The organism is Tenacibaculum sp. 47A_GOM-205m, assembly GCF_000518405.1.
In the GTDB taxonomy this organism is placed as follows: domain Bacteria; phylum Bacteroidota; class Bacteroidia; order Flavobacteriales; family Flavobacteriaceae; genus Polaribacter; species Polaribacter lutimaris.
The window spans coordinates 85191-101934 of record NZ_JADN01000007.1 but is presented as its reverse complement, the minus strand read 5'-3'; the positions used below and the strand labels follow the sequence as shown (position 1 = coordinate 101934).

Genomic DNA, 16744 nt, shown 5'->3' with positions numbered 1-16744 from the left:
TTAATCTGCTCTTAATGCTACAATTGGTTTAATTTGTGCTGCCCTTTTCGCAGGTAAATACCCTGCTAATAACCCTGATAAAATTAAAATAACCGTAGCTCCTATTACAATTCCTGGACTTACACTTGGATCTTTAATAAAGTACTTTTCAAGACTATCACCTATTGAATTTAGTATAAAGGTAGCTAAGCTCAAGCCTAAATACCCTGATATAGTGGTTATTAAAACAGACTCTTGAACTACCATTCCTATAATCGAAGAAGGTTGTGCTCCTAGTGCTTTACGAATTCCAAACTCTTTGGTACGTTCCTTTATTGCAAAAATCATAATATTACTAATTCCAATAATTCCTGCAATTAAAGTTCCAGAGCCAATAAAAATTACTAGTATAAATAAAACTCCTGTAATCATCCTTGTTGCCTTTGTTGCTTCTGCCATATTTCTTACCGATAAAGCACTTTGATCATCGGGATGAATATCTAATTTCTCCCTTAAATCCCTTTCTAAACGGTTTCCAAAAGCTATAGCCTGTCCTACACTAAGGTTAGGGTTATATCCTATATTTATTTGGCTGATATAATCATTGTTACCATATAATTTTTGAGCAGTCGTAACTGGCATATAGGTTAAACGCTCTTCGTTATCACCACCTTCATCAGAAAAAATACCGATTACTTTATATGAAATTCCATCAACATTTACTCTTTTTCCCAACGCAGGTTTTTCTCCAAATAAGTCTTGTTTAACAAGACGACCTATCACGATAACTTTTGCGTTATTTTTTAAATCTAACTCGTTAATATATCTTCCTTCATCAATAATTGTTTTTTCTAAAAACTGATGATCTGGATGCACTGCTCGTAATTGGTAGCTATTTTGATTGTTTTTATACGTAATATTTACACTCTTAAATATTCGTGCTGTTAAATGTTGGATTTTATCTTCATACTCCTCTTTAACATAATCAAAATCTTTATTCTTTAGCTGTATTCTTCTTCCTGTTTGTAAGCCTTTATAAGGTTTTGAGGTTTTCCATACTCTTACAAACATTGCATTGGTTGCATCATCAGCAAAAGCAGTTTTAAACTGATTCTGTAACCCTGATACAATTCCAAATAATAAGGTAAAAAGTAAAATGGCAAAAGCGACAGTAAACCCTGATAAAACAGAACGAAGTTTGTTTTTGCTAATACTTTGAAATATTTCCCTCCAACGATCTATATCAAACATATTATACCGCTTTAGAGTTTTCTACTTTGGTTGCCATTTCTGTTAATTCATCACTAATGATAACTCCATCTTTTAAACGAACAACTCGATTAGTTTGCGCAGCTACTTCTTCCTCGTGTGTAATTACAAAAACCGTCATACCTTCATTGTTAATCTCTGTTAACAAATCCATTACAGAATCGGTTGTTGTAGAATCTAATGCTCCTGTCGGCTCATCAGCTAAAACTACTTTAGGTTTTGTTGCCAATGCTCTTGCTATAGCTACACGTTGTTTTTGTCCTCCTGAAAGTTCATTTGGTAAATGATTAGCCCAGTCTTTTAAACCAACCTTTTCAAGATATTCCATAGCTATTTCTAAACGTTCTTTTCTTCCTATACCTTTATAATACAATGGTAACGCAACGTTTTCTAAAGCTGTTTTATAAGAAATTAGGTTAAACGACTGAAAAACAAAACCTAAAAACTTATTACGCAATACTGCTGCCTTCTTTTCATTTAGGTTTTCAATTAACTGTCCGTTTAAGTAGTATTTTCCTTCATCATGTGTATCTAACAACCCTACGATATTTAATAAGGTAGACTTACCAGAACCTGAAGATCCCATAATAGACACAAATTCTCCTTCTTTAATATGTAAATTCAAACCCTTTAAAACATGAAGAGAGTCTTTTCCTATAGGATAAGATTTGTGAAGATTTTCTATTCGAATCATAGTTTTAGTTAATTTTTAAATAAAAGTACATACTGATTTACATAATTACATCTAAATTATTGTTAAAACACTATTTACTTTCTTACAAGACGCTTACTTTTGAATAATGTTACAAATTAGCACTTAATTTTTTATAAAAAATTAAATATGAATAATTTACCTAGTAATAAAAAAGTAATTTTATTTGATGGCATCTGTAATTTTTGCAACGATAGTGTGCTAAAAGTTATAAAACATGACACTAAAAATCAGTTTGTTTTCACCTCTCTTCAATCTGACATAGGAAAGGAAATTACTAAATATTTAGGTGTTGATACCTCAAAAATAGATTCTATTATTTTATATGAACCTTCTGTTGCTTACTATATAAAATCTTCTGCTGCTTTAAAAATTATGAATGATTTTGGCGGAATTTGGAAGTTAACCCAAGTTTTTTGGGTTCTTCCTGAAAGGCTTAGAAATATTGTATACGATTACATTGCTAAAAATCGTTACAAGTGGTTTGGAAAAAAGGAGGCCTGTATGATACCTTCTAAAGAAATACAAGAAAAGTTTTTATAAAAAATAAGCTCACCAAATTGGTGAGCTCACTCATAGCAATATTTCCCTATTTTCTGGGGACGACTTAATTAAAATAAATTTTTGAAGCTCCTAAGGCAACTTCTTTAGTATCTTTTTTAGTTTTTGCTGATAAATCGTAAATATCTAATTTACTATTACCCGAAAAGCTAGCATCTAATACAAAAACTTCGTTGTTTCTTACACCTAAACCATAAAGGTATCCTGCATCTGTAGTTAATAATTCAGATGTTGGTAAAGTAGTAGCATTTACATCCGTTTTATAAATGTTATTTCCTAAACTATAATAAACATTATTACCATCTAAAACCATTTGAGAAGGGTGCTCTCCTTCATTGAAAACTAATTCTGAATCAACCTCGTTACTAGCTGTATTTATAAAAGAAATAGCTGCTAATGTATGTCCTACTACATTCCAATTCTCATCATAAATAGTTTTTCCTTGAGATAAAACTACTAACTTACCTGAACTATCTACATATAACTCATCTGGGTTATCTTTAACTGTTATTTCTTTTACTACTGACTTTGTAGCAATATCAATTACAACTACTTTATTATTTGTTCCGAATGCTCCTAAATGAGAAACATATAATTTTCCATTTTTAGCAATAATTCTTTCTGGTCCTAAAGCTACGTCTACTTTTCCTTCTACTTCTAAAGAGTTTAAGTCTACAATTGCAACAAAATCATCATTATCATTATCTGTAGCTCCCCAGTTAGTTACATAACCTTTATTTCCTACTACGGTCATATACCTTGGTTTTGATAAACCTGTTGTAATAACTCCTGCTTTATCAAAAGTATATCTATCTACTACTGTTACAGTGTTTTGGTTATCTGCAACGATATAAGCTCTATCATTATCAAATGCAATAGACTGAACATACTCTCCAAACTCAGCATTATTTACTTTTTTATAAATTGTATTTTCTACAATTGATAAATCATTAGATACAAAAGAAACAGATCCTGAAACAGCTGTAGTACCTTCTCCACTTATCAAAATTCCATTTTCATAATCTCCTTTAGGTAAACTTGAACTTGAATCATCGCTACATGATGTAAAAAGGATACCTCCTAAGAATAATAATCCTAATAATTTAGTTATTTTCATTTGTTAAAATTTATAATTGATATTTATGTTAAAATTTCTTTGTGGCATGGGTCTCCTTGGCATAACCATATATTTTTCTCCTAATAGATTATTTATTTTGACTCCTAATAATAGCTCATTTTGTTTCTTCTGATATAATTTATATTCTGCTCCCACATTAACTATAAAAAAACTAGGAACAATAAAATCATCAGAATTGTCTTCTGTAGTATACACTTCTCCATTAAAAAGTGACTGAACGAAAAGGTTGGCTTTTTTATAGTTTACCGATAAATTACTATTTAATAAATGTTTAGGCACAAAAGTTAAATACTTATCTGTCTCACTATCTTTGGCTAAAGCATAAGAATAATTAGAACTTGCATTAAATTTATATTCTCCTAAATCAATTTTATAACTTAAACTAGCCTCTATACCTTTATTCTGGGTTTCATTTAAATTGATGGGAACCCAAACACCAGGTCTGCTTGAATCACCAGAAGGTGTCCAGACTATCTTATCGTCTGTATTAATCAAATAAGCCCCTACATCAATGATTAAACCTTTATTTGAGTACCCTAATCCTACCTCACTTTGAATAGATGTTTCTGGAATCAAATTTTCATTTCCTTGTCCTGGCCAAAACAAGTCATTATATGTTGGTACTCTATAATTTTTAGATCCGTTGACTCTTACATACCATTTTGAAATAGGAGTTGCTTTTATCCCTGCAGCATAAACAAACGGAACCTTATAATCTGAATTAAAATCCTTTCTTAACTTAACATTAAAGGAAACATTTTTATGTATATCTTGTGTATAAACAAGGTACTGAGAAAATTGTTTTCTATTTTTCTCTTTAATTACATCTGTACTACCAAAAGCAGATTCATACTCTGAAAAAGACGAAATCTTTGCTTTAATTCTAGGAAGTTTATAATTCAGGTTGTACGACGCTATTACTCTTCTCGATTTTCCATAATTAAAATTATCAGAAAACTTATTAGAGAAATATTGATACTTCTGTGTTAAATATGCTAACTTGACTTCATGTCCTATTCTACCCTTTTCAAAACCATACACCAATAAGTTTCTTTGGTTAGAGTCTATATATTTTTCTCTTGCAGATGTTGGATTAGGTAATGTTCCTGAGAAATGACGCTCACCAGAAAAGCTTGTACTATAAAACTTTAATTCAGATTGATTATTGAACTTATACCCAAAACCTAAGTTAATTCCATAGTTTTCATAAGCTCCATTAGTATTCCTATACTCTGTATCAAACAATTTAAAATCATTTTCTGAAGAATTTCTAGAAACTCCTATAGCTATGCTATATTTTGAATTGGATATTTTTGATTTAAAAAATGAATTAAATGTATTATAACTTCCCCCTGTAATTACAAATTGATTTTTTACATTAAATCCTTCCGTGTAATTTAAAACATCATTTAAATGTACAGTTCCTCCTATTGCACCTGAACCGTATTCAATACTCCCTCCTCCTTTTCTTACATCAATAGCATCATTTAGACTTACTGTTAAAGAATTAAAACCTGTTTGCCCATTGTTTATAGAGTTAATGTTGATTCCATTCCATACAACAGCTGTATTGGAAGCACTTGTGCCTCTAAAGCTTACAGAACTTGTTCCTCCTTTTCCGTACTCCTTTAAATAAATTGATGAATTATATCTTATTAAATCAGTAAAAGATTCAATATTTCGTGTTAACACAGAATCTGAAAGACTTACCACATGCTGACCTATGGAGTTTTCTTTTAATTTTTTTGTAGCATTGATGATTACTTCATCCAATCGATAAGAAATTGTATCGTTTTGCCCTACCAGAACAACCACATAAAAAAAAGAAAAAAATGTAATTACTTTTTTAGCCATATTCTACCAAACTTTTATCCCGAAAGCTTTAATTAAATTATAATAATTGGCAGGTCTCCTGGCTTGCGTCTTGTAACATACCTTCCCATTAAAAAACAGTGGTTTGAGTAATTGTTACAAGCTTAATAGCTTACAGTTGCGGGAACAGCTTCGGTTTTGCACCGAATTCCCTTTTAATTCTCTTTAATAGATGATTAAAGAAAAACCAAAAATCACGGCAAATGTATAGTATTCTTACAAATTAGCAACCATCAAATCATGATATTTTGCGAATTTTGTTTTTAAGTTCTCTGGTAGTGTATAATAATCTGGATGAATCATTTTTGCTAAACACTCGACTCCTTCTACTAAAGTACCCGCAGAAGATTGCGTAAACATAGCAAAGTCAGCAATGTATACTTGTTTGTTTTTTACAGCTCTCAAAGACTTCCATTCTTCTCTTTCTTCTAAAAACTTCATGTCTTCTAGTGTTCTATCGATTCCATATCCACAAGGAGCAATAATTAACACCTCTGGATCATACTTTACAATTTTATCCCAAGAAATAACGATGCTATCTCCTGATGGATGTGACAATAAATCGATTCCACCAGCATATCCTATTTGATGAGGAATCCAATGTCCGCAATTAAACAACGGATCAATCCACTCTAACAGCATTACACTTTTAGACTGTATTTTATGCTCACGTTGCACATCTACAATGTCATATATACGTTTTTTTAATCCCTTCACATACGCCTCTCCTATTGCTTCTTGCTTCATAGCTTTTGCAATGGTTAATGCATTATCAAAAACGTCTTCTAAAGAGTTTGGTGTTATAGAAATTAACTCGGGAACCTTAGGTAATTTATAAGCTGATTTTGCCACAGACTCCGTATCTATTTGGCAAACATCACACACATCTTGTGTAAAAACAATATCGGGTGCTATACTTTCTAAAACAGGCTCATCTACATAATACAAGGTTTTTCCTTCCGCCTTTGTTTTTGAAAAAATAGCCGTTATTTCTTTACTCGTTAGCACTTTTCCTTCCAACTTATATCGAACAGCCACTTCTTTTTCTTTTAAAGCCACTTCAGGACACTCAAAAGTAATTCCGTTTAAATAATCTTGTAACCCCATATCATAAATCATCTGAGTTACTGCTGGCATAAAAGAAGATACTGTCATAATTCGTAGTTTTAGTTCAGCAAAAATAAACAGTTCTCTATTTTAATTTGTTTTTTATTAAAAATCTTTCCAATCTTTGTGTCAAAATAAAATGCGATTTCATGATATATTATATCTCAGGAGGTGAACGCTCAGGTAAAAGTAGCTATGCTCAAAAACTAGCAGAATCTTTATCTGAAACCCCTATTTACCTAGCAACTTCTCGTATTTGGGATGAAGATTTTCAACAACGAGTTGACAGGCATATTTCTGATAGAGATGAACGTTGGACCACTGTTGAAGAAGAAAAATGGTTAAGTAAAGTAATTTCTGAAAAACAAACTGTGGTTATCGATTGTGTAACGCTGTGGCTAACAAACTTCTTTGTAGATACAAAATATGATATTGAAAAAGCACTAGAAATCGCCAAAGAAGAAATAAACAAATTGGTTGAAATTGACGCCAATATTATCATCATTTCTAATGAAATTGGTATGGGATTACACGCTAATTCTGAATCTGGAAGAAAATTTACACAACTACAAGGTTGGACGAATCAACACATAGCAAAATTGGCTGACAAAGCTACTTTTATGGTATCTGGACTTCCTTTAACTTTAAAATAACACATGACAACAACTATAACTCCCTTATCAAAAGAATTACAAAACGAGCTTCAAGAAGAAATTAACTTTAAAACCAAACCTATTGGTGCTTTAGGCGGTTTAGAAAAAATTGCCTTACAAATTGGTTTAATTCAAAATACAACTAACCCTGTACTGTCCAAACCAACTATTATGGTTTTTGCAGGAGATCATGGAATTGCAACTACAGGAAAAGTGAGTCCATACCCACAAGAGGTTACGCAACAGATGGTATTTAACTTTTTACAAGGAGGTGCTGCCATCAATGTATTTTGTAAACAAAATAATATTCTTTTAAACATTGTAGATGCTGGTGTAAATACTGATTTTGAAGCACATCCTCAACTCACCGATGCTAAAGTAGCTAAAGGAACTCAAGATTATAGTACTACTAAAGCCATGACGCTAGAACACTGTCAAGAAGCTTTGGAAAAAGGAAGAAAATTGGTAAGAAAAGTATATAGTGAAGGTTCCAATATTGTCGGTTTTGGCGAAATGGGAATTGGTAACACTTCATCTGGAGCTTTATTAATGAGTTATTTTACTAATACACCTATTGAAAAATGTGTTGGTAGAGGTACTGGAGTTGATGATAAAGGACTACAAACAAAAATCGACACATTACGTGAGGTTTATAAGTTACATGCCGATTCTATTTCAACACCTACGGAAGCCCTAACTGCTTTTGGCGGATTTGAAATTGTAATGATGTGTGGTGCTATGTTAGAAGCCGCTTCTTTAAAAATGACCTTACTTATTGATGGTTTTATTGTTACTTCTGCCCTATTAGCAGCTCATGCAATGGATTCTAATATTCTAGACTATTGTATTTTCTGTCATAATTCAGGAGAGCAAGGTCATCAAAAAATGTTAGAATTTTTAAATGCTGAACCGCTTTTAAATTTAGGTTTACGTTTAGGCGAAGGTACAGGTTGTGCAGTTGCATTTCCTATTATTCAATCAAGTGTAAACTTTTTAAACGAAATGGCTACTTTTAAAAGTGCCAATGTTAGCGAGGCCTAGTTATGATAAAAAGACAAATCCATTATTTTTTAACTGCTGTACTATTTTTCACACGAATTCCGTGTCCTAAATGGGTAAATCACTCACCTGAAATACTCAATAAGAGCAGTCGTTATTTTTCTTTAGTAGGAATTGTAGTTGGAAGCATTGCTGCACTCGCCTATTTCGCTTCCGCTTATATTTTTTCTACAGATATTGCTATTTTAATAAGCATGATTAGTTCTATTTGGATTACAGGGGCTTTTCATGAAGATGGATTTGCCGATGTATGCGATGGTTTTGGTGGTGGATGGACCAAAGAAAAGATTTTAACCATCATGAAAGATTCCAGACTTGGAACTTTTGGAGTTAGTGGTTTGGTCTTTATCCTAGCTATAAAGTTTTTAGCTCTATATCATTTACAAAGCCTATCCGTTAATTTAATTTTAGTAATTATCTCAGGGCACAGTATTAGCCGATTTATTGCAACTGTATTATTGTATACACATGAATATGTAAGAGATATTGACAGCTCTAAAATAAAGCCAACAACCAAACAAATGAGTGGTAAATCGCTACTTATATCAGCTATTTTTGGAATAGTTCCCTTATTTTTCTTTCAAAAGCCAATGATATTTTTGGTGTTGCTCCCATTACTACTTATCTATTTGTATATGGGGCATTTCTTTAAAAAATGGATTGGAGGTCAAACAGGAGATTGTGCGGGTGCTTTGCAACAAGTATCTGAAATTGTTTTTTATCTAAGTCTACTCGCTTTATGGAAGTTATTTTAGTACGACATACAACTCCAAATATCGCCAAAGGTATATGCTATGGTCAAGCTGATATTGACGTTACCACAACTTTTGAAGAGGAAGTGAGTACTATTCTAAAAAAAGTTCCTGTTAACGATATCGATGTAACATATTACAGCAGTCCCTTACAACGTTGTAAACTTTTAGCTGAAAAACTTTCATCTACAATAATTTTTGACGATCGACTGAAAGAACTTGATTTTGGTGATTGGGAGCTACAAAAATGGAACAATATTGATAAAATGGAACTCGATATTTGGATGAAAGACTTTGTAAAAACTCCTGCTAAAAACGGAGAATCTTATATCGATTTACACAACAGAACCACCGATTTTTTAACCGAATTAAAAGCCAAAAACCTTCAAAAAGTAGTGCTTATAACTCATGCTGGTGTAATGAGAAGTCTTTGGGCGTATACTAACAATATTCCGTTGGAAAAATCATTTGAACTTAAACTAAACTACGGGGATACCCTTACTTTCCACTTATAAAAACTTATTACTATGAAACGTTATTTACTTATTTTTTCTTTATTATTCCTGTTTATACAGTGTAAGCAAGAAACTAAAAAAACTACTGAAAAGAAAACCTCACAAAGCACTGTAAAATATGCCAAAGGCTTTGATATCATTTCAGAAAACGGAGAAAAAAAATTAGTGATAAAAAAAGCTTTTCAAAGCTCACACGAATATTTTTCTTACACACTTACTAATAAAACCAACCTTTCTAAAAAAGAAATTAAAGTTCCTGTTGAAAAAATAGTAGTTACCAGTACTACTCATATTCCGATGCTAGAACTTTTGAATACTGAAAACACCGTTGTTGGTTTTCCACACACCAAATATATTTCTTCTAAAAGAACAAGAAATAGAATTAAAGAAGGTAAGATTGTTGAATTAGGCTTGGAACAAGACATGAATACTGAAAAGTTGATTGATATTGAACCTGAATTAGTTGTTGGTTTTGCCCTACATCCAAATACTAAACTATACCAAAACATCAAAAAAACAGGGATTCCTGTAATTTTTAATGGAGATTGGCTAGAAGAAACTCCTTTAGGAAGAGCTGAATGGATTAAATTTTTCGGGGCTTTATACGGAAAAGAAAAGGAAGCAGACAGTATTTTCAACAACATAGAAAAGGAATACCTAAAAGCTAAAGAAATTGCTAAAAACAGCGCTAAACAGCCTACTATTTTATCTGGAAGCATGTTTAAAGATGTTTGGAATGTTCCTGCGGGTGAAAGTTTTATTGCGACGTTTTACAACGACGCCAACTTAAATTACTTATGGAAAGACACCAAAGGAACGGGTAGTTTACCTTTAAGTTTTGAAAGCGTATTGGAAAAAGGACAACATGCCGATTTTTGGTTTAACTGTGGCTTGTATGCTACCAAAGAACAGTTAACTACCGCTAATATTCACTACAAAGAGTTTGATGCCTTTACCAATAATAAAATATTTTCTATCGGGCACAACAAAGGAGAAACAGGTGGTTTAATTTACTTTGAACTCTCTCCTGTACGACCAGATTTAGTATTAAAAGACTTAATAAAGATTACGCATCCTAATTTGTTACCAGAATATAAATTGACTTTTTATAAGGAAGTTGAGTAAGTTTTTTGAATTATGATTGGAGAATTACGAATTTTGAATTGACTAAAAAAGAATTAAGTTTATATTGATTTTTAGTCTTTAAAAATATTAACTTCGTTATTATTTGGGTATAATTCATTAAAACAAAATCATATCCTTAGTAACATTATAGACAACTATGAGGAAAAAAGACGAATTAATTGAATCATATGATATCAAATCTTGGCAAAGCTTGCATGTTAAACAATTATCGTATGTGCGAAACTTATTCATTTTTATATCAACTGCTTTGACTGGATTCATTTCATCACTTATTTTTTCAGACAAGCAACTTAGCTTTTTTGTTAATATCCTTCTTAAAATCTCTGCAATTGGATATATAATACCTATCTCAATTGGGATTTGGATTGCTATAAATGAATCAAAAAACTATCGACTAAAGTATAAAATATCTAGAATTGTAAAGAGATTTGAGCAGCCTAGTGAAAATCCAGAATTTAAGAAAATAGAAGCTGAGTGCACATGTTTGGAGAACATGAATAAATTCCTTTTCAAAAGTCAACTATTAACTTTTCTAGGAGCTTTCTTAGTTCTTCTAATCGCATTATCGTTAAAATCTTAAATTCAAAAATAGTCATTTACTTCAATTTTTATGAAACTTAAAAGTGAATTACCCTATAATCGCCTACATTTATACATACTTGTCTAATAAGCTGACCTACCTCACAATCGTTCTAAACGTTAAATTTACGCGTGGTCGGTGGACTTTTTTTGTAGGTGGTAACCGGTGAAGCCAATGAGTTTGGGTTTCATCTTTCATTACCAATAACGAACCGTGTTCTAATACTTTATACACCGTTTCTTTGGTTTGTTTGTGTTTAAAACCAAAACGTCTTTCTGCTCCAAAGCTTAACGAAGCTATGGCTCCGTTCTTTTTTAAATCTTTTTCTCCGTCACTATGCCACGCCATTCCTTCAGATCCATCGTGGTATAAATTCAATAAACAAGAGTTATAGGTTTCCTTGGTTTTCTTCTCTACCAATTCTTTTAATGCTAACAATTCTTTCGTAAACGGTAAGGCTGTTTTGGTAATGTTCGAATACGAATATTCAAAAGGCTGTTCTGCATACCAAGCTACTTTTCGTTTGGTTACCATGCGTTTACCAAAAATAATAGCTTCGTCGTTACGCCATTCAATAGAGTTTAATAAAGCCTCGTAATAATGATCTGCTTCCACTTTTGGTAGAACAATACCGTAGTAATTTACTGTTCCATCTTTTGGAAGTAAGTTTTTAGGAACATCATCAAATTGTGAGAATAAATCCATTTATAAAAAATGGTAAGTACTTAGATTACATAAATTAGGTTGACAACACCAACCATGAGGCAAACTTTTTCTGAAAACATCAACAAACTCAGATAAAGGATTAAATAAAAAGACTATAATCAAAACCACACTTAATAATTTAAAAAACAAGCTAGTTTTATTTGGCTTTTGGTATTCAAAAGTTATTGTGTTTAAATCCTTTTCCATAACTCAAATATAATAAAAATCTCCTGTAATCTACAGGAGCTTTAGTACTTTAATTTCTAAACTTATTTCGTGTGATAATATGTTTGAGTTTTTGTTTTAAGTCGGTACCAGTATCGTATACCATTTGTTCGTTTGATGGAAAACTCACTACTCTTTCATTCAACAAATCTAAAAACGAACTTTCTAACGCCCTTTTATCTCCGTCATAATCGGCATATACGTGTTCAAATACAAACTCACTTTGAATAGGAAACTTTTCTAATAATTGATTCGTTCTGTTATCAATATACTTTACAACTCCACTAACTCTACTGCTTTTAAACTGCGTAAATTGATATAACTTACAACGAATTATTTTGTATTTATCTACCTTTATTTTATTTCCTAAGCTATCTTTTACATAATTACCGTTGTTATCTAACAAGTACTTGTAACCATCTTTTATTCTTTTCTCTTTAATGATTTCTTTTTCGCGAACTTGCTCAGGAGAAATTTCAATATTTCTAAAATCTAATTCCAAATCAAAATCATAACGAATTTTCCTGTCTTTATTTGCATGGTATACGGTCCATAAATCATTCAATCCGTAAGTATCAATCGCCAATAAATCTCTTTCTAATCTTTTCGGAATTATCTGATTGGTTTTATTTCTTACCGATACATGTACAAAATCTGTTCCCAACTCATGAGCTTCTTCAATTAACGCTCTTGTGTCTTTATAATTCGGGTTGATTTTATCTAAATGTCTTAGTTCATCAAAAGCACGTCGGTAATTAATTTTATTACGCTTTCCGTCATTCAACAATGCTACTCCATTTTCGTATAAATAATCGGCATAGTTTTCTTTAGCTTCAATAATTCTATCAGCATAATTTTCCATTTTAAATTTAGCATCTCTTCCAGAAGATAAAATTCGTAAGGGTAATAATGGTTTTATTCTTTCCTGACGATTGTTTAATCGTTGGTATAAACTATAAATAGATTCTAAATTCGACGGATTTTGCTCTTTTTCTAAAAACGAAATACGGTCTAAATCTCTTTGAGTTGCTTTAGCAAAAGCTTCTTGAAGCATCAACACATACGGCTGGTTTTTCTCCTTCGTTTTATTCTTTGCTAAATTTTCTATAGATAAAGAAATGGCTTTTTCATAATTACCAGAATTAATCGCCTTTTCGGTAGTTTTAACACTACTGCAAGACGCTAATACTAGCACTGAAAAAATAGATAGTAGGGTAGTTTTTTTAATCATAAAGTTTAAGTTTCGCTAGAAAATTCAATTTCTGTGCCAAAACTAAGTATTCTTTTTAACTTAAACTTTATGATTTTATATAATATGTGCTAAGAGTTTAATTTTGTTTACTCTAACAATTTTGCGGTTGCAATTTGTATAACTCGTAAGTTATTATCAATGTTTGAAGGATTGTTAGCCTTTTGCATTTCTACTAATTGACGTAACAAATTGATTCCTACTTTATCAAAATTATATTGCTTGTATTGAAGTCCTTTTGCTACAATATCATCCGTTAAATTTTGAATGGCTTCTGTATTATTACTTTTTCCAATTTTATCAAACGCTTCTTTATATAACGATTGAATTTTCTTATTTGGACTTAAGAACATTCCTGCCATAACATTCCCTGCAATAAAGCTTAACTCTGTATCGTCATTTTCTTCTAAATAAATACGTGTTAACGGTGTAGCTACAATCTTTTTTACTTCTAACGGTAACGTTTTTGATTTTTGAATTGCTAATTGCTTATCGATATAATACATTGCTACCAATGATTTACCTAATACCGAGTATGATTTACTTTGTAAACCTTTATCAAACACTGATTTTAATGCAGGATCTGTTAACTTTCCTAAAGTTTCAATAGCAGCAGCTTGTACTAATGTTTTAGGGTCGCTATTAGCCATTCTCATAATTTTATCAATCACATTCTTTTTAGAATATTTATTGATTAGATTAATGTTTTCCAACGCTAAAATTCTGATTTTATAAAAATCGTCATTCATCGCTCCAGCAACTGCATTAAACGCATTTTTATCATCTTGATGTTTTACTACTTCTAACAAAGCTTCTCTTTTATGAGCGTAGTTTTGAGCATGTTTTAATTGATAGATATAATCACTCAATACTTTATTCTCGCTGATATCACACAGTAATACACCATCAGCATTTACTTGAATTAAATCTGGTTGTTTGATAAAAGGGAAAGTAAACGAAGCATCTCTAGCATCCACAAAAACATTATGACGTGTACGTTTACCTCCTTCAAAAACATCTATCGCAAATGGGAATTTAAACTCATTCATTTGAATTTGCATGATATTTATAGTTACTGTTTTACGTAGCTTATTATAATCATACGAAATAGATAATTTTGGATGACCACTGTTAAAATACCACTGATTGAAAAACCAGTTTAGGTCTTTTCCGGTAACTTTTTCAAAAGCTAAACGCAATTGGTGTGCTTCTGCTGTACCGTATTTATAATCGGTTAAATAAGTGTTTAATGTCGTGTAAAAAGCATCATCACCTACATAATTACGTAACATGTGTAAAATTGCCCCTCCTTTGTTGTAACTCACCGCATCAAACATATCTTCTTTATCATCGTAATAAAAACGAACTAAATGCTTGTCATAATTTTGTCCTTGTTTGTAGGCTTCGCTGTCTTCAAACAAATGTGCATCTGCTTCATCTTTTCCGTACTTATGCTCTAACCATAAATACTCGCTATAATTCGCAAAACTCTCGTTTACGGTTAAGTTACTCCAGCTTTCAGTAGTTACTAAATCACCAAACCAATGATGAAAAGCTTCATGAGCTATTGTATTTTCTTGTACATTTTCGTCAATTAACTGTCCTGGTGTTTGGTAGGCTCTTTCCCCGTGAATTACTGCTGTGGTATTTTCCATTGCTCCACTAACGTAATCGCGACCAACAATTTGTGCATACTTATTCCATGGATATTCTATTCCTGTTATTTTAGAGAAGAAAGCCAACATTTCAGGTGTATTTCCAAAAATATCTTTTGCATACGGAGCATATTCTTTTTCTACATAATAATCAACTGGAATGTCTTTGTATTTGTCTTTGATAATCTCATACTCTCCTACTCCCATAAAAAATAAATATGGAGCATGTTTTTGAGTAAAGTTCCAATAATCAGTACGAGTTCCATTAGCATTGGTAGTTTGCTTTTCTAATTTCCCGTTAGAAAGCGTTACATACTTTTGCGGAACTGTCATATAAATTTCTTGTGATGTCTTTTGATTTGGCGCATCAATTGTTGGGAACCAACAACTGCTCGCTTCGGTTTCACCTTGCGTCCAAATTTGAGTTGGCTTATTTTTATCCAATCCTTTTGGATTGATAAAATACAGTCCTTTGGCTGAAGTAATTGCAGCACTTCCTTTTTGCTTTACTCTTTCAGGACGTGCAGTGTATTTAATATACAGTGTAAACTCTTCTTTTCTATTGTATTTACGTGGTAAATTAATAACCAACTCAAAATCATCATAATTAAAATCTAATGGTTGATTATTCATTGTTACTTTATGAATTACCATTGCTTTGGCATCTAAAGTAACTTTATCCGTTTCGTAAAAATGTGGTTTTAGAGTTACCCATTCTTCTCCATTCATTTCTTGCTCTTGAAAATTAAAATCTACTTTTAACTTCGTATGAATTAAACTATGAACTTTGTCTCTTTCAGCTCTATATGCTTTATCTGACTGAGAGTATAGTGCTACTGTAAAAAGGGTAACTACGACAACAAGGAGTTTTTGAAACTTCATATTTTTTTGTTTAGAGTTCAAAAATATGAAATTCTATTGGGAGGCTTGTTAATGCCCCGTTAAAAAGAAAAAGCCATCAGGTTTCTGATGGCTTTTTTTGTATTTTAAAATAACGATTATTCAGCTTTTTCTGAGACTATATCACTATCACCTAAAATCATTTTAAATTGTTTTAGGTCAACATTTCCTCCATCGAAATTAGCTTTTTGCATCATTTCCATAATCTTTCCTACATTCATGTTTTCTCCTAGAACACGAGCAATTCCTACTCCCATTTCTTTACCGTAACCAAAAGCGACTATTTCATCGATAGCATCTGCTTCACCTAAATAATAAATTGCTGCATTGGCTCCGTCTTTTTTAAATTTCATCAACTCTTTATAGTTTGATTTTTTTAAAATAGATTTTAACTTTTCCTTTTCAGCTTCATAACTAGCCTCATCTAAGTTTTTGTAAGGAACACCAGTAATATTTATTTTTTTTATGCTTTCGTAGGCTTTCTTATCTTCTTCTGAAACTTTATCCATGCTTAATTGAAGTGCACTTGCCGGTAAGTCAAATGTCATAAAACCTTCTTTTTCTTGGCTTTCTACCAAATAGCTTTGTAAAGATTCTGTTTTACAAGAAACTGTTACAAACGCTACTAGTAACATTGAATATATAAATAGTTTTTTCATTGTTGTTA

Annotated in this window: 16 protein-coding genes and 1 riboswitch; of the genes, 7 read left to right on the top strand and 9 right to left on the bottom strand. The window is 31.6% G+C overall.

What is annotated here, in order from left to right; translation table 11 throughout:
• Positions 1–1230 (bottom strand): ABC transporter permease, encoded by a 1230-nt coding sequence (locus tag N534_RS0107435; RefSeq protein WP_028891882.1) that lies wholly within the window; start codon positions 1228–1230, stop codon positions 1–3.
• A gap of 1 nt (position 1231) precedes the next feature.
• The gene (locus N534_RS0107430; RefSeq protein ID WP_028891881.1) at positions 1232–1942 is read right to left on the bottom strand and encodes an ABC transporter ATP-binding protein; all 711 of its coding nucleotides are present in this window, start codon (positions 1940–1942) and stop codon (positions 1232–1234) included.
• A gap of 147 nt (positions 1943–2089) precedes the next feature.
• Here N534_RS0107430 and N534_RS0107425 point away from each other — a divergent pair, with 147 nt between their 5' ends.
• A complete protein-coding gene (locus tag N534_RS0107425) occupies positions 2090–2503 on the top strand; it encodes a thiol-disulfide oxidoreductase DCC family protein (protein WP_028891880.1) in 414 nt (137 codons plus the stop codon).
• A 64-nt stretch (positions 2504–2567) separates the two neighbouring features.
• Here the strand turns inward: N534_RS0107425 and N534_RS0107420 are convergent, their stop codons facing one another.
• From N534_RS0107420 to N534_RS0107410, 3 genes are all read right to left on the bottom strand, one after another.
• A complete protein-coding gene (locus N534_RS0107420; RefSeq protein WP_028891879.1) occupies positions 2568–3638 on the bottom strand; it encodes a YncE family protein in 1071 nt (356 codons plus the stop codon).
• Between the two features lie 3 nt (positions 3639–3641).
• On the bottom strand, positions 3642–5513 hold the full coding sequence (locus N534_RS0107415; protein ID WP_028891878.1) for a TonB-dependent receptor domain-containing protein: 1872 nt from the start codon (positions 5511–5513) through the stop codon (positions 3642–3644).
• A gap of 30 nt (positions 5514–5543) precedes the next feature.
• Positions 5544–5738: riboswitch (cobalamin riboswitch) on the bottom strand.
• Positions 5739–5747: 9 nt separating this feature from the next.
• Positions 5748–6686 carry an ABC transporter substrate-binding protein gene (locus tag N534_RS0107410; RefSeq protein WP_028891877.1) on the bottom strand — a complete coding sequence of 313 codons (939 nt, stop codon included), beginning with the start codon at positions 6684–6686 and terminating at the stop codon, positions 5748–5750.
• Between the two features lie 101 nt (positions 6687–6787).
• On the opposite strand from N534_RS0107410, the gene N534_RS0107405 reads away from it, so the two are divergent.
• The 6 genes from N534_RS0107405 to N534_RS0107380 all read left to right on the top strand — a co-directional run bounded on the left by N534_RS0107405 (position 6788) and on the right by N534_RS0107380 (position 11343).
• Entirely contained in the window at positions 6788–7291 is a 504-nt protein-coding gene (locus tag N534_RS0107405; RefSeq protein ID WP_028891876.1) for a bifunctional adenosylcobinamide kinase/adenosylcobinamide-phosphate guanylyltransferase, read from the top strand.
• Positions 7292–7294: 3 nt separating this feature from the next.
• Positions 7295–8332: a nicotinate-nucleotide--dimethylbenzimidazole phosphoribosyltransferase gene (gene cobT, locus N534_RS0107400; protein ID WP_028891875.1), complete on the top strand. Its 1038-nt coding sequence runs from the start codon at positions 7295–7297 to the stop codon at positions 8330–8332.
• A gap of 2 nt (positions 8333–8334) precedes the next feature.
• Positions 8335–9105 (top strand): adenosylcobinamide-GDP ribazoletransferase, encoded by a 771-nt coding sequence (locus N534_RS0107395; RefSeq protein WP_156025574.1) that lies wholly within the window; start codon positions 8335–8337, stop codon positions 9103–9105.
• Positions 9090–9617 (top strand): alpha-ribazole phosphatase family protein, encoded by a 528-nt coding sequence (gene cobC / locus N534_RS0107390; protein ID WP_028891873.1) that lies wholly within the window; start codon positions 9090–9092, stop codon positions 9615–9617. The genes N534_RS0107395 and cobC overlap by 16 nt, the downstream gene beginning before the upstream one ends.
• 12 nt (positions 9618–9629) lie before the next feature.
• Positions 9630–10742: an ABC transporter substrate-binding protein gene (locus tag N534_RS0107385; protein ID WP_028891872.1), complete on the top strand. Its 1113-nt coding sequence runs from the start codon at positions 9630–9632 to the stop codon at positions 10740–10742.
• Positions 10743–10899: 157 nt separating this feature from the next.
• Positions 10900–11343: a hypothetical protein gene (locus N534_RS0107380; RefSeq protein ID WP_028891871.1), complete on the top strand. Its 444-nt coding sequence runs from the start codon at positions 10900–10902 to the stop codon at positions 11341–11343.
• Between the two features lie 96 nt (positions 11344–11439).
• On the opposite strand, the gene N534_RS0107375 is transcribed toward N534_RS0107380, so the two are convergent.
• The 4 genes from N534_RS0107375 to N534_RS14570 form a co-directional block, all read right to left on the bottom strand.
• On the bottom strand, positions 11440–12048 hold the full coding sequence (locus N534_RS0107375) for an alpha-ketoglutarate-dependent dioxygenase AlkB (RefSeq protein WP_028891870.1): 609 nt from the start codon (positions 12046–12048) through the stop codon (positions 11440–11442).
• 256 nt (positions 12049–12304) lie between these two features.
• Complete coding sequence (locus tag N534_RS0107370; RefSeq protein ID WP_369791959.1) at positions 12305–13504, bottom strand: hypothetical protein; 1200 nt, start codon at positions 13502–13504, stop codon at positions 12305–12307.
• A 107-nt stretch (positions 13505–13611) separates the two neighbouring features.
• Positions 13612–16059, bottom strand: coding sequence for a M1 family metallopeptidase (locus N534_RS0107365; protein ID WP_028891868.1), 2448 nt, complete (start codon positions 16057–16059; stop codon positions 13612–13614).
• Positions 16060–16175: 116 nt separating this feature from the next.
• On the bottom strand, positions 16176–16736 hold the full coding sequence (locus N534_RS14570; protein WP_081728301.1) for a DUF4252 domain-containing protein: 561 nt from the start codon (positions 16734–16736) through the stop codon (positions 16176–16178).
• Positions 16737–16744 lie beyond the last annotated feature (8 nt).